Raw genomic sequence first — 12696 nt, 5'->3', positions numbered from 1 at the left:
CGGCCATGTCCATGACACCGGAAATACGCGAGGTATTGCGCGGCCTGGCAGGCAAGCTGGACGCGGCGCGGCACGGCGAGCAAACCGCGCTGGTGCAAGAGGCGGCGGGATTCCTGGGCTGGTCGCCGCAGACGGTTTACCGCCAATTGAAGCAGGCTGTGGGCTGGCAGTCCGGCCGCAAGCCCCGCGCTGACAAAGGCAGCACCGTGGTGGCAGAGGACGCCCTGGTGATGCTGGGCGCGGTGCAGCGCGAGGCCATCCGCGACAACGGCAAGCAGACGCTGTTCACCACCACGGCGCGCGGGATGCTGGAGCAGAACGGCATTGAACTGAAGGTGAGCAACAGCCAGCTGAACCGCCTGATCCGCGACCGCAAGCTGAACGTGGCCGCCCAGCGCTGCGCGGACCCGGTGCAGGCGCTGCGCGCGCCGCATCCCAACCACACCCACGAAATCGACCCGTCGCTGTGCCTGGTGTACTACCTGAAGGGGCGGCAGCACATCATGCGCGACCGCGATTTCTACAAGAACAAGCTGGAGAACTTCGCCAAGGTGAAGTTCAAGGTATGGCGCTACGTGCTGTACGACAAGGCCAGCGGCGTGATCGTGCCCTGGTACTGCGAATCGGCCGGCGAGAACCAGCACAAGTTGTTCGAGTTCCTGATGTTCGCCTGGGGCGAGCAGCCGGGCCGGCTGTTCCAGGGTCTGCCGCGCTTCCTGTTGTGGGACAAGGGCAGCGCCAACACCTCGGCCGCCATCAAGAACCTGTGCCGCGCCCTGGGCGTGGAGACGCTGGAGCATCAAGCCGGCCAAGCCCGCGTCAAGGGCGGCGTGGAAGGCGCCAACAACATCGTCGAAACCCAGTTCGAGAGCCGGTTGCGCTTTGAGCCGGTGGAGAGCATCGAACAGCTGAACCGGGCCGCCATCGCCTGGAGCCGGGCCTGGAATGCCAACCTGATTCCCGGCCAGGACAGCCGGCTGCGCCGCACCGGCTTGGCCGACGCCATTGCGCGCATCGACCTGTGGCAGTTGATCCAGCCGCAACAGCTGCTGTTGCTGCCCCCGGTGGAGGTGTGCAAAGCGTTCATGACGGCCAAGGAAGAGACCCGCAAGGTGCGCCCTGACCTGACCGTTTCGTTCAAGCATCCGCAGGCCGAACGCACCGCAGCCTACAGCCTGCGCGGCTTGGATGGGGTCAACGTGGGCGACGAAGTGCGCGTCAACGCCATGGTGTTCGGCGACTGCGCCATTCAGGTAACGGTGTCGGTCTACAACGGCGCCGACCGTGTCTACCAGGTGGAGCCGGAGCGCGGTTACGACGCCTATGGCCAGTTGCTGTCGGCTCCGATCATCGGCGAAGCATACAAGGCCATGCCGCAGACCACGATAGAGCATGCCGCCAGCGCCATGGATGGCCAGGCCTACCCAGGCATGAGCGCCGAGGAGGTCAAGGCCGCGCGGGCCAAGAAGGCGACACCGTTCGACGGTGCGCTGAACACCCACAGCTACCTGCAGGACGTCGAGTTGCCGGCCTATCTGCCGCGCCGCGGCACCGAGCACGCGCTGGCCGCGCCGGCTATCGAATACCCGCCGCTGACCCTGATTGAAGCCGCCAAACAGCTGAAGCAGCGCGTCACCGCGGCCGGCGGCGAATGGACGCAAGACCGTTTCCAATGGCTGGCCCAGCGCTATCCGGCCGGCGTACCCGAAGACCAGCTCGCCGCCATTGTGGCCGAGCTGACCAGCCCGGCAGCGGGCACCAAGACGCCGCTTCGCGTGGTGAAGTCGGCATAGAGGAGCAAGTCATGTTGAAGCTGAAGAGCGTGCTGCAAAAGGTGGGCCGTAAGCAGGCTGACCTGGCTGAGCACTTGAATGTCTCCCAGGCCACCGTGGCCCAGATCGTCAATCACGGCGAGTGGCCCAAGAGCCTGGATGAAATTGACCTGCAGAAGAGCATCCGCCGCTATCTGCAGGCGCATGGCGCCAGCGATGGGGACATCGAAGGCGTATTTGAAGAGGTGAGCGAACCGCGCGCCAACGCGGCCCGCTCGGTCTCCCAGACGAAAACCGACCAGGAATCCAACCAGGAGGAAACCATGTTACTACGCAAACAGACTTTGCTGCCCGCCACTCGCAAACATTTCAGCCTGTTCCGCGACCCGTTTGCAGATGACGCCATTCAGTCCAACGAGGACATGTTCATCAGCCCGGACATCCGCTACGTGCGGGAAGCCATGTTGCAGACGGCCAAGCACGGCGGCCTGCTGGCGGTGGTGGCGGAGTCCGGTGCCGGCAAGACCACGCTGCTGCGCGATCTGGAGGACCGCATCCTGCGCGATACCCAGCCGATCCAGATCATCAAGCCCTACGTCCTGGCGATGGAAGACAACGACCAGAAAGGCAAAACGCTCAAGTCTACCCACCTCGCCGAGGCCATCATGGCCGCCGTGGCGCCGCTGGAGAAACCCAAGAGCAGCCCCGAGGCCCGCTTCGCCCAATTGCACAAGGCTCTGCGCGAAAGCCATGCCGCCGGCTATCGCCACTGCCTGGTGATTGACGAGGCGCACTCCCTGCCCATCGCGACTCTCAAGCATTTGAAGCGCTTCTTCGAGCTGGAGCAGGGGTTCAAGAAGCTGCTGTCCATCATCTTGATTGGCCAGCCGGAGCTGAAGCTGAAACTGTCCGAGCGCGATGCGGGGGTGCGCGAGGTGGTGCAGCGCTGCGAGATGGTGGAGCTGGCGCCGCTAGAAGGCGCACGCCTGGAGGAGTACCTGAAGTTCAAGCTGGAGCGGCTGAACAAGCCGGTGGCGGAGGTGATCGACGAAGGCGGCATCCACGCGCTGCGCGCCAGGCTGACCATCAACACCAAGCGCCTGGACCGGCCGGAATCCGTATCCCTGCTGTACCCGCTGGCTATCGGCAATTTGCTGACCGCGTGCATGAACCTGGCCGCCGAGATCGGCGCCCCGTTGGTGACTGCCGACGTAGTGCGGGAGGTGTGAGATGCAAACCGCCCCGATTCAGGCCAGGCGCCCGCCGTTCAATGCCCAGATGATGGCCGGCGCGCTGAAGGTTGCCTCTGCCATAGAGGCGCTGACCCAGAACAACTTCACCGTGGTGTCGGTGGAGCTGAACACCCCGACCCGGCCGACCATCAATATCCAGACCTGCGGCAACTGCCGCCGGATGGTTGAAAACGGCGAGGCCGTGTACTTCAGCTTTGGCCGGGATACCTACTTTGGCCCGTACCGCCAGGGGCAGTTTGAGCTGGGCGGATGCCGGATTGTTTGGACGGAGATGGGGAACTGACCCCGTTACTCAAAATTCAAGGAGCCAGTCATGAACCTGAATCACGAAGTGGCCTCGTTGCAACGCATCGCGCAATACACCTCTGCAAACATCACCCGCGCCTCGGCAGCCGGCCGCAGCTTCATCGAAATCACCCGCGCCAGCCCGGCCGCCCTGGAACTGGTGGCGGATATCTACTCGGTGCGGTTCGAGCGCGAGGAACGGATCGATACCAGCGTGCCGTTTGATACGGCGGCGTGGGAGCAGGAAATGCTGGTGATGTCCGCCCCGGCCAATCGCCCGGCGTGGCGCCAGCTGTACCGAATGGCGCGGCAGATGATCAACGGCAAGCGCCAGCTGTTGCAGGCCGAGGCGGCATGCTGAAGCCAGCCGCGCCCGAGTTGGACGCTGCCACCAAGCAGCGTCTGGCCGAGGAGGTGGAGCGACTGGTGGCGATGGGCACCGACCGCAAGCAGGCCAGGCAGATCGTCTGGCTGGACTACCAGGACGAGCTGCAGCAGTACCAGGTGGCTCCCCAGGCGGAAGTCTCCACCCCGGCCGAGACGGAGACAGAGGCGCCGGCCGCCCACGCGGAGGAGATGCCCGGCCCCGAACCGCCGCCGCCGACATTGTCGCCTAGGCGATTTTGGCGGGCTGCGGATGAAGTGCCGCTGACGCCGGAATGGCTGGAAAGAAACCGGGCCGAGTTGGCCAAGGTGAAACGATTGGTAGGACTGAGGAGTGAGGAATGAACGCTATCCCCGAAGGGTACAAGCAGGACGGCAAGGGCCGGCTGGTGCCGATCAGCATCATCAAGCCGATAGACATCGCCCGCGACGAGTTTGTCGCCGAGGCGCTGCAGAAGGCTGTGGCCATGCAAGACCAACTGGCCCAATTCAAGGCCGGCTTGTTCGCCGACATTGAGGCGTTTGTCAGCCTGTCGGCAGAGCGCTACCAGGCCGATGTCGGCGGGCAAAAGGGCAATGTCACCCTGACCAGCTTTGACGGCAATACTCGCGTGCTGCGGGCCATCGCCGACACGCTGACATTTGATGAAGGCCTGCAGGCGGCCAAGGCGCTGATTGATGAATGCGTGCACGAATGGACCGAGGACGCGCGCCCGGAGGTGAAGGCGCTGATTGCCGACGCCTTTCAGACCGACAAGGCCGGCAACATCTCGACTGGCCGAGTGCTGGGTTTGCGACGGCTCGACATCCAGGACGAGAAGTGGCAGCGCGCGATGCGGGCGCTATCCGAATCGGTTCGGGTGCAGTGCTCCAAGGCCTATGTCCGCATCGAACGGCGCAGCGAAGGCACTGGCAAGTTCGAAGCGGTACGGCTGGATTTGGCGGGGGTGTGAGATGCACACGGGAGAGACCGCAAGCGATGTGCCAGCGAATTAAACACTACGCCGTTTTGACAATTTCTTTAACCAGCAAGGAGCAAACCATGACCAAGCAAGACCTGATCAAACACCTGGCCGCCCACGCGGATGTCACCAACAAGCAAGCCGAAGCCATTCTCAACGCACTGACTACCGCGGTGCTGGATACCGTGCGTGCGGGGGGTGAACTGGCGATTTCTGACCTCGGCAAGTTTGGCACCACCCAGCGTGCAGCCAAAACCGGCCGCAATCCGAAAACTGGCGAAGCCATCCAGATCGCCGCCAAGCGTGCGCCCAAGTTCTCCCCGGCCAAGGCGTTGAAGGACGCCGCCGCATAAAGCGAAACCGCGCACATAGAAATATGTGTGCGGTCTGCCCGGCGTGGTTGCCGGGTACTGATGAGCAGCCAACGATGAACGCAAAGACTCAAGACCGACAGCGACTGATCCGCCTGATCCACGTGGCCAAGCGCGAGCTGGCCCTGGATGACGACAGCTACCGCGCCATTCTCCAGCGGATTGGAAAGCAGGTATCCGCGGCTGACCTGACTGTTCCAGAGCTGAACCAGGTGCTGGAATACCTGAAGCGCAACGGATTCAAGGTGCGTTCCAAAGCGCGGCAGGCCGCTCAGTCGCGCCCCCTGGCCCAGGACGAGCAGCATAAGAAGATACGCGCGCTGTGGCTGTTTCTACATCAGATCGGCGTGGTCAAGAACCCAGCCGAGAGCGCGCTGGCCGCGTATGTAAAGCGGATTACCGGGCGCGATGCCATGCAGTGGCTGGCCGGAGATCAACTGGAGCAGGTGATCGAATCATTGAAGAAGTGGGCGATGCGTTCGCTGCCCGATTTGGTACAGAAGCTGGCGGCCGAGGTGCAACACCTTCCGCTGACGGCTACGCAGTGCAACGAGCTAAACCAGCGGATGGCTAAGGCCATGGCGCGCAAGACGTTCGAGCCAATGTTGAGCGCCTGGGAGGGTCTGACCGCCACCCTCAAGGCGAAGGAGGAAGCATGAAGCCCATCCATACCCGCAGCAAAGGCCCGGAGCTGCTGTCCGATCTGGCCGACCACATCGCCGAGGCTCTGCAGGAGCTGGCCAGCATTGAACGGGAAATCGGTGAGCAATTGGGCAGCGAGATCGCCAATCGAATGGCGGCGCACTGGGGTGGACAGAACATCTACTTTCCGATGGGGCTGTCGGTCAGGTTGTCGAAGCGGGACCGGAAGATATTCGAGGAGTTCACCGGAGACAACCACGGCGACCTGGCACGCAAGTACGGTGTCAGCCTGCAGTGGATTTACAAGATCGTGAAGGCCGTCCGGCGCGAGGAAATAGAGAGCCGCCAGGGCGACATGTTCGGCTGAAAGTGGTGGGCCGACCGGCTCACCACCCTTTGCAATACGTGAAATAGATTTTCAGACCGCCGTCCATCATCTTCCCATATCATCCCAGCTGTTCCCGATTATCACGTTACTACCAGGTGGGTTTATCCCTCACCCCTTCAAGAACGGCGCGGCGTAAGCGGCCGCCAGCAGCCTGTCGACGGCGGCGTCGCGCGAGCCGGCGGCGGGCCGGCAGTTCAGCAGCGCCGGGAGGTAGGGCGGGCTGCACAGAAAGGATCGCGCCGGCGGCGGATAAAATACGCCGGCTATCCTGCGGCAATAGCGCAGGCCGCGGATGGCGCAGTACGGGTGCCAGAAACCCACGATGTCGAGGTCGGGCCGGCCGGCGTACAGTTGGCCGAAATCCAGCGAACGGGTGGGCGAGCACAGCCAGCTTGGGCCGCAGGGCGCCACGTTGTCGAAGCGCTTACCGGTGAGCATGGCGGGGATGGCATTGATGGTATCGGCGCCGGCGGCGGGCACGACGACGCTGGCCCAGCGCAATTGGCGGTCTTGCGCGGCCTTGAGCAGCGGCGCGGTGAACTCGGGTCCGGTTTCGTCCAGCAGAATCGCCAGGGTGTTGCGGCTGGGCGAGGCCTGGGCGTAAGGGCTGCCCAGCGAAAACACCGGGTAAGCGCCGGCCTGATTGCTCATCCGCAGCGCATAGGGGGTAAGCGCGAACAGCGTGGCGGCCGCGATGACGCCATGTGCCAGCTTGCGCCAGAATGCGTCGGCCAGCCGCGCCGCCGCCAGCCAACTGGCGGCGCAAAGCAGGAAAATGACCGTCCGGGCGGCGTAGGGCGGCAAGGCCGGGGCGGCGGGCAGCAGGCCGCGGACAAACTTGTGAAGCAGGTAGAGAGCGGTGAGCAGCAGCAGCGCGCACAGCAACTGGCGGCCGCGCGCGCCCAGCGCGGCTGCCATGCCGGCGAGCAGGACAGCCGCCAGCGCCGGCAGCAGCAGGTAAGCGGCGGTTTCGGCGACGCTGTAGCCGCCATGGTAGCGCGCTGCGGCCTGCCAGGCCGGCAGCCAGCAGACGGTGGCGCCCAGCGCGATGGCGAGCGCTAGGACCCAGCTGTCGGCGCGGCGGCTCATGCTTGCCGTTTTTCCAGCGCCAGCAGGTGGCGGCCGATGCCGGGCAATTGCTGCTCTCCCAGCAGGCGGAAGCGTTCCAGAAAGGCGGCGCGCTGCAGCGACAGCGGAAATTCGGCGGGATGGCGCTTGCGTTCGCGGCATAGCCGTTCCACCAGCGGATCGTTTTCTTCGATCAGTTCGACGATCAGCCATTTCCGGGTGGAGGCGGCGGCGAATTCGGCGATCTTGCGGTAGGGGATGGAAAGCGAAATCGCCAGGTGGTGAGTCAGCGCCAGCATCAGCGCCAATTCTGTCACCGCGGCCAGGCGCGCGGGCAGGCCGTTGAATTCGGCGCCGCCCCAGCCGCGGCCGCCGTCCAGATCGTCCAGATTGGCCACCAGCGGGTGCAGGCGGGCCTGTCCCGGATGCGTGTCGTAAAGCTGGCCGATGCAGCGGTGGTCGGTGTCCAGCGCGATGACTTCCGCGCCAGCGTCCAGCGCCAGTTGCGAATACTCGCCGGTATTGCAGCCGAAATCCGCCGCCCAGGCCGGTTTGAGCCGGTTCAGCCACTGGCTGACGAAGGCGCGCTTGGCCTCCTGGGCAGCCGGCGGGTAATGGGTATTGTTGGCGGCGTAGTCTATCCAGGCGCTACGGCCGCTCTGGCGCGCGGCAGCCGCCAGAAACCAGTCCAGCAGGCTGTACAGATTGCCGTGGTAGCCGGGCCGCTGCGCCAGCGTCTGCGCCGGCTCGGGAATCGGGGCGCTGCCGCGGCCCAGGGCCAGCGGCCAGAAGCGGGTGGCGAAGATGCGCGCGCCCATCAGCGCGCGGAAGCGCGAGGCGTCCAGCCCGTCGCGGCTGAGCAGGAAGCTGTCGCTGACCGGAAAGTCGCGATAACGGGCGACGCATAGCGGAAACACGAAATGCTGCAGATACTGGCCGAAGGCCCACCAGTGGCGGCTGGCGATGGGCTGGAACGACAGGTGGTCGCAGAAGATCGGCGCGCAGCCTTTGAACAGCACGTTCCAGGCCGAGGCGTCCTTCAGCTCCCAGCCCGATTCCAGCAAGTTGCAGGAGATGTCCAGCGTCAGCCGCGCCGCGTCGCGCAATTGCGGCGCCGACCATTCGTGCGGGTAGCTGACGAAGGGCAGCCGTTCGGAGACGATGCCGGAGCTGCCCAGAAAGTCGAAGTCCAGCAGCATGCCCTGGCCGACCAGCTGCTGCGACAGGGGGCTGTGCAAGTAGTGGCTTGGCTCCAGCGGGGCGTACAGCGAGCGGACGGCGGTGCGTTCCTTCAGTTCCAGGTGGCCTAGCGGGTCACGCATGATCGTCGTCTTTCCTCTTGAAGACTCGGCGCAACAAGCGCTTGAGCGAGGAGACGGGGGCTTTGACGAAAACCAGCAGTCCGCCCAGCAGGGCTAAAGCGCCTTGCCAGGCAAACAGGGTGGAGCTGGGGTCGATGTAGGCGTAGGCGGCAGGGCTGAGGGCAATAAGCATAAAGAAAGTCGCCAATATTCTCATTTTAATAATCCTATTGGGTATTTGAAACTTAATGCTGCTCATTCAGCTTAGCATCTGCCCCCGCCAATGTGTTTGCCAATCTGGAATAGTAATTAATTTCTATTGAGTTTTCAGCGCGCCAGGATCAGACGCAGCCCCAGCGCGATGAAGATGGCGCCGGCCGTCCGGTCCAGCCACTGTCCGGTCTTGCGGCTTCTGGCCAGCCATTGGCCGACATGGCCGGAGAAATAGCCCAGCGCGCCAAAGATCAGCGCGCCCTGGGCGGAGAACAGCGTGCCCAGGATGGCGGTTTGCAGCCCGGCCGGGCCTTGCGCCGGATTGACGAACTGCGGCAAAAAGGCCAGAAAAAACAGCACCACTTTGGGGTTGATGGCGTTGGCGATCAGGCCGCGGCGGAAGGTGGCGGCCAGCGAACCCTGCGGACCCGCGCCATCGCCGCCGGCATCGAAGCCGACGCCCGGGCTGCGGATGGCGCCCCAGCCCAGGTAAACCAGGTAGCCGCCGCCGGCGATCTTCAGCGCGGCGAAGGCGGCGGGCGAGGCGGCGATCAGCGCGCTGATGCCCAATGCGGCCAGCAAGGTGTGGTTGAGGCAGCCCAGCGCGCAACCCAGGCCGAAGGCCATGCCGTGGCGGCGGCCGCGCGAGATGCCCTGGCTGAGCACCATCAGGTTGTCGGGGCCGGGCGACAGCGTGATCAGCACGGCGGCGGCGAGAAAAGCGGCCAATTGGGGCAGGGTGACGAGCATGGTTGGATGTCCTGATGCGGATGGTTGGTTTGGCTCCGATCACAGCATGCCGCGCCGGCTTTGGCAATGGGCGGGTGACAAGCCGCGGGGGCGCAACTAGAATTCGGCTGATTATTAGCGAGGATACGTTTTATGCCGTCTTTTGATGTCGTTTCCGAAGTAAACAAGGTGGAAGTGCGCAACGCGCTGGATCAGGCCAACAAAGAAGTGGGCAACCGCTATGACTTCAAGGGCAGCGACGCCCGCATCGAGTTCAACGACAAGGAAGTCACCCTGTTCGGCGACACCGAGTTCCAGCTGGACCAGGTCAACGAGGTGATGGTGGGCAAGCTGGCCAAGCGCGGCGTCGATGTGCGCAGCCTGGACTACGGCAAGCTGGAGAAAGTGTCCGGCAACAAGGTGAAGAAGGTATTGAAGATTAAGGAAGGCCTGGATTCCGACCTGGCGAAGAAAATCGTCAAGCTGCTGAAGGATTCCAAGATGAAGGTGCAGGCCAGCATCCAGGGCGAGGCGGTGCGGGTGTCCGGCGCCAAGCGCGACGTGCTGCAGGAGGCCATCGCGCTGCTGCGCAAGGATATCGGCGACGACCTGGAAAACGGCTCGCCGCTGCAGTTCAACAACTTCCGCGACTGATCCCCGCCGCGCGGCGTGTCAGCCGCGAAAAAGGAGACCCTCGGGTCTCCTTTTTTATTGCCGATGGCCGCTCAGCGTTGGCCGGCGCGCCAGGCTTCCAGCCGGCGCCAGACTTCGGCGGCCTGCCGTCCCACGCTTTCCGGCGCGGCCGGCAGCGGCAGCCGGCACTCGCCGACGGCCAGGCCCTGGCCGCGCAGCATCGCCTTCACCGACATCGAGTACACAGAGTCGTCGGTATTGGAGAAGGCGAACGACGGCTGCAGCGCCGCGTTGATGGCGCGCGCGCGGCGCACGTCGCCCTGCTCGAAGGCGGCGATCATCGCGGCGAACTCCGGGCCGGTCCAGTGGGTGGAGGTGCCCACCACGCCGACCGCGCCGATGGCCAGCAGGGGCAGGGTCAGCGCGTCGTCGCCGGAGTACAGCTCGAAACGGTCGCCGGCCTCGGCCACCAGGCTGGCGGCGGCCGCCGGATCGCCGGTGGCGTCCTTGAAGGCGACGATGTTGTCCACCTCGCCCAGCAGGCGCAGCAGCACGTCGCGGGCGATGCGGCGGCCGGTGCGGCCGGGCACGTCGTACAGCATCACCGGCAAGCGCGTGGCGGCGGCCAGCGCGCGAAAATGCGCCTCGATGCCGGCTTGCGGCGGGCGGTTGTAGTACGGCGACACCAGGAAGGCGCCGGCGGCGCCCAGCTCCTCGGCGCGGGCGGTGAGCGCCAGCGCGTGGCGGGTGTCGTTGCTGCCGGTGCCGGCCAGCACCGGGATGGTCACCGCCTCGCTGACCGCGCGGATCAGGTCGAAGCGTTCGGCGTCGGACAGGGTCGGCGCTTCGCCGGTGGTGGCCGCCACCACCAGGCCATCGCTGCCGTTGTCGGCTAGGCGCCGCGCCAGCGCGCGGGCCGCGTCAAGATTGAGCCGGCCGTCGGCGTCGAACGGCGTCACCATCGCCGTCAGCACCTTGCCCCAGTGTTTTGCCATGTCAGCCCCTTTTTATTTTTGCGTGAAGACAGGGCGGGATGATACTCCTCCGGCGCGGTTCGACCAATCATCCGAGCCGCCCGGCCGGATGGCGGCGGCGCGATTGGCTGCCTTGCCCCTGGCCGCCTGCTTCATTTGTAGTGGGAAATGATTTTTCCCAGGGTGACGATGGCGGATTGGATTTCTTTAGACCATGAATAACTGTAATTCAGGCGAATGCAGTTTCTGAATTTTCCGGTATTGGAAAAAATGGTGCCCGGGCCTATGGTGATTTTTCTCTCCAGCGCCTCGTTGTACAGCCGCATCGCGTCAATATGCGGCGGCAGCTGCACCCAGAGCAAATAGCCGCCGGCGGGCTCGGAAATGATGCACGCCTCGGGGAAAAACCGTCTCACCACATGGGTGATGATTTTTGCCTGCTGCTGATAGAATTTTCTTATTTTCCGCAGATGCTGATCATAGCCGCCTTGCGACAGATACTCGGCGATGGCCATTTGCGGAATGGCCGAGGTGCTGAGCGTATTGACGAATTTCAGGTTCTCGACCTTTTCCCGGTATCTGCCCGGCATGGCCCAGCCGATGCGGAATGCGGACGACAAGGTTTTGGAGAACGACGAGCAATGCAGCACATAGCCTTCGGTGTCGTATTGCTTGAGCGAGCTTGGCGGCGTGTCGGAGTAGTAAAGCTCGTTGTAGACCGCGTTTTCGATGATGGGCTTCTTGGCTCGGGTCATGATCTCCACCAGCTTTTTCTTGTTCGCTTCCGGCATGACGATGCCCAATGGATTGTGAAAATTCGGCATCACCATGCAGGCAGCGATATTGCCCGATTCCAGGATGCTTTCCAGGTAGTCCACATCCATGCCGCTTGTGCCGCTGGTGGGAATTTCTATCGCCCGCATTCCCATGCGCTCTATCGCATGCAGGATGGCGTAGTAGGTCGGCGATTCCACGGCGATGGTGTCGCCAGGCCGAGCGGCGGCCTGCAGGCAAAGATTCAGCGCCTCGGTGGCGCCGACGGTGATGATGACTTCGGCGGGATCCACCAGCAGGCCATTGAGGAAATAGCGTCCGGCGATCTGGCGGATGAGGTCTATGTTGCCCGGCGGCAAGTCATTTAGCACGCCCCAGCCGCTGCTCTTTTTGGCGATATTGTTGGCCAGATGGCTGAGCCTGACCAAGGGGAAGGGCGTGGGGTCGGGATAGGGCGATCCCAGCGGCACGGCGTCGTGCCGGCTGATGGTTTTCAAGGTGCGCAATACCAGCTGGCTGATCTCGACATTGCTGGCGACCGGATGGGGCCTGAGCGTGGGCGGCATTGGCGCCGGCATGGCGGCGGCATGGCCGGCCAGCGTGGCTTTGCGCACGAAATAGCCGGATTGCGGCCGGCTTTCGATGACGCCCCGGCTTTCCAGCAGCGAGTAGGCCTTCAATACGGTGGTGATGCTGATGTCGCGTTGCTGGCTCAATTGCCGGACTGACGGCACCTTGTCGCCGGCTTTCAACATGCCCGACATCACATGCTGCTCCAGTTCGCGGGCCAGCGTTTCATACATTTTCATGCGCTGCGTCCCTTGGGTTCTGCGGGTGGCCTGGCTTGGCCGCTACCATCATAGCAATGCCTGGGGCCTTGACGTGGGTCAAACTGTACTCTGCGATATCGTCGCGATGTGTACACTTCCGCCGCCGGACTTTGCTCT

16 protein-coding genes and 1 other RNA gene are annotated in these 12696 nt (G+C 63.9%); 11 read left to right on the top strand and 6 right to left on the bottom strand.

All coding sequences use genetic code 11. The features are described from left to right. The first annotated feature begins 5 nt into the window (after positions 1-5). The 10 genes from U6115_RS14755 (at position 6) to U6115_RS14710 (ending at position 6036) form a co-directional block, all read left to right on the top strand. The gene (locus U6115_RS14755) at positions 6-1793 is read left to right on the top strand and encodes a DDE-type integrase/transposase/recombinase (protein ID WP_043579997.1); all 1788 of its coding nucleotides are present in this window, start codon (positions 6-8) and stop codon (positions 1791-1793) included. A gap of 11 nt (positions 1794-1804) precedes the next feature. After that, entirely contained in the window at positions 1805-3001 is a 1197-nt protein-coding gene (locus U6115_RS14750; RefSeq protein WP_043580001.1) for an ExeA family protein, read from the top strand. A 1-nt stretch (position 3002) separates the two neighbouring features. After that, the gene (locus tag U6115_RS14745) at positions 3003-3308 is read left to right on the top strand and encodes a hypothetical protein (protein WP_052258359.1); all 306 of its coding nucleotides are present in this window, start codon (positions 3003-3005) and stop codon (positions 3306-3308) included. A 30-nt stretch (positions 3309-3338) separates the two neighbouring features. After that, on the top strand, positions 3339-3671 hold the full coding sequence (locus U6115_RS14740; RefSeq protein WP_043580003.1) for a hypothetical protein: 333 nt from the start codon (positions 3339-3341) through the stop codon (positions 3669-3671). Then, positions 3665-4039: a hypothetical protein gene (locus U6115_RS14735; RefSeq protein WP_043580006.1), complete on the top strand. Its 375-nt coding sequence runs from the start codon at positions 3665-3667 to the stop codon at positions 4037-4039. Before U6115_RS14740 ends, U6115_RS14735 begins: the two co-directional genes overlap by 7 nt. Beyond that, positions 4036-4647: a DUF3164 family protein gene (locus tag U6115_RS14730; protein WP_043580010.1), complete on the top strand. Its 612-nt coding sequence runs from the start codon at positions 4036-4038 to the stop codon at positions 4645-4647. The genes U6115_RS14735 and U6115_RS14730 overlap by 4 nt, the downstream gene beginning before the upstream one ends. An 89-nt stretch (positions 4648-4736) precedes the next feature. After that, positions 4737-5009, top strand: coding sequence for an HU family DNA-binding protein (locus tag U6115_RS14725; protein WP_043580012.1), 273 nt, complete (start codon positions 4737-4739; stop codon positions 5007-5009). Then, positions 5009-5083: hammerhead ribozyme type II (locus U6115_RS14720), an RNA gene on the top strand. The genes U6115_RS14725 and U6115_RS14720 overlap by 1 nt, the downstream gene beginning before the upstream one ends. Then, complete coding sequence (locus U6115_RS14715; RefSeq protein WP_080770329.1) at positions 5084-5686, top strand: gp16 family protein; 603 nt, start codon at positions 5084-5086, stop codon at positions 5684-5686. Continuing rightward, positions 5683-6036, top strand: a complete 354-nt coding sequence (locus tag U6115_RS14710) for a Mor transcription activator family protein (protein WP_043580017.1) — start codon at positions 5683-5685, stop codon at positions 6034-6036. Before U6115_RS14715 ends, U6115_RS14710 begins: the two co-directional genes overlap by 4 nt. A 129-nt stretch (positions 6037-6165) precedes the next feature. On the opposite strand, the gene U6115_RS14705 is transcribed toward U6115_RS14710, so the two are convergent. The 4 genes from U6115_RS14705 to U6115_RS14690 form a co-directional block, all read right to left on the bottom strand. After that, complete coding sequence (locus U6115_RS14705) at positions 6166-7146, bottom strand: hypothetical protein (protein WP_043580018.1); 981 nt, start codon at positions 7144-7146, stop codon at positions 6166-6168. Next, positions 7143-8447: a methyltransferase domain-containing protein gene (locus U6115_RS14700; protein ID WP_043580019.1), complete on the bottom strand. Its 1305-nt coding sequence runs from the start codon at positions 8445-8447 to the stop codon at positions 7143-7145. Before U6115_RS14700 ends, U6115_RS14705 begins: the two co-directional genes overlap by 4 nt. Continuing rightward, complete coding sequence (locus U6115_RS14695) at positions 8440-8685, bottom strand: hypothetical protein (protein ID WP_043580020.1); 246 nt, start codon at positions 8683-8685, stop codon at positions 8440-8442. Before U6115_RS14695 ends, U6115_RS14700 begins: the two co-directional genes overlap by 8 nt. 68 nt (positions 8686-8753) lie before the next feature. Then, a complete protein-coding gene (locus tag U6115_RS14690; RefSeq protein WP_043580021.1) occupies positions 8754-9389 on the bottom strand; it encodes a LysE family translocator in 636 nt (211 codons plus the stop codon). A gap of 132 nt (positions 9390-9521) precedes the next feature. Here U6115_RS14690 and U6115_RS14685 point away from each other — a divergent pair, with 132 nt between their 5' ends. Next, positions 9522-10022, top strand: a complete 501-nt coding sequence (locus U6115_RS14685) for a YajQ family cyclic di-GMP-binding protein (RefSeq protein WP_043580022.1) — start codon at positions 9522-9524, stop codon at positions 10020-10022. 71 nt (positions 10023-10093) lie between these two features. Here the strand turns inward: U6115_RS14685 and dapA are convergent, their stop codons facing one another. Both dapA and U6115_RS14675 read right to left on the bottom strand, forming a co-directional pair. Further along, positions 10094-10996, bottom strand: coding sequence for a 4-hydroxy-tetrahydrodipicolinate synthase (gene dapA, locus U6115_RS14680; RefSeq protein WP_043580023.1), 903 nt, complete (start codon positions 10994-10996; stop codon positions 10094-10096). A gap of 131 nt (positions 10997-11127) precedes the next feature. Further along, positions 11128-12558, bottom strand: coding sequence for an aminotransferase-like domain-containing protein (locus U6115_RS14675; protein ID WP_043580024.1), 1431 nt, complete (start codon positions 12556-12558; stop codon positions 11128-11130). Positions 12559-12696: the final 138 nt, after the last annotated feature.

The organism is Chromobacterium subtsugae (genome assembly GCF_035919665.1).
Taxonomy (GTDB): Bacteria; Pseudomonadota; Gammaproteobacteria; order Burkholderiales; family Chromobacteriaceae; genus Chromobacterium; species Chromobacterium subtsugae.
The sequence above is the reverse complement of the archived record's forward strand: the minus strand, read 5'-3'. Positions and strand labels throughout refer to the sequence as shown.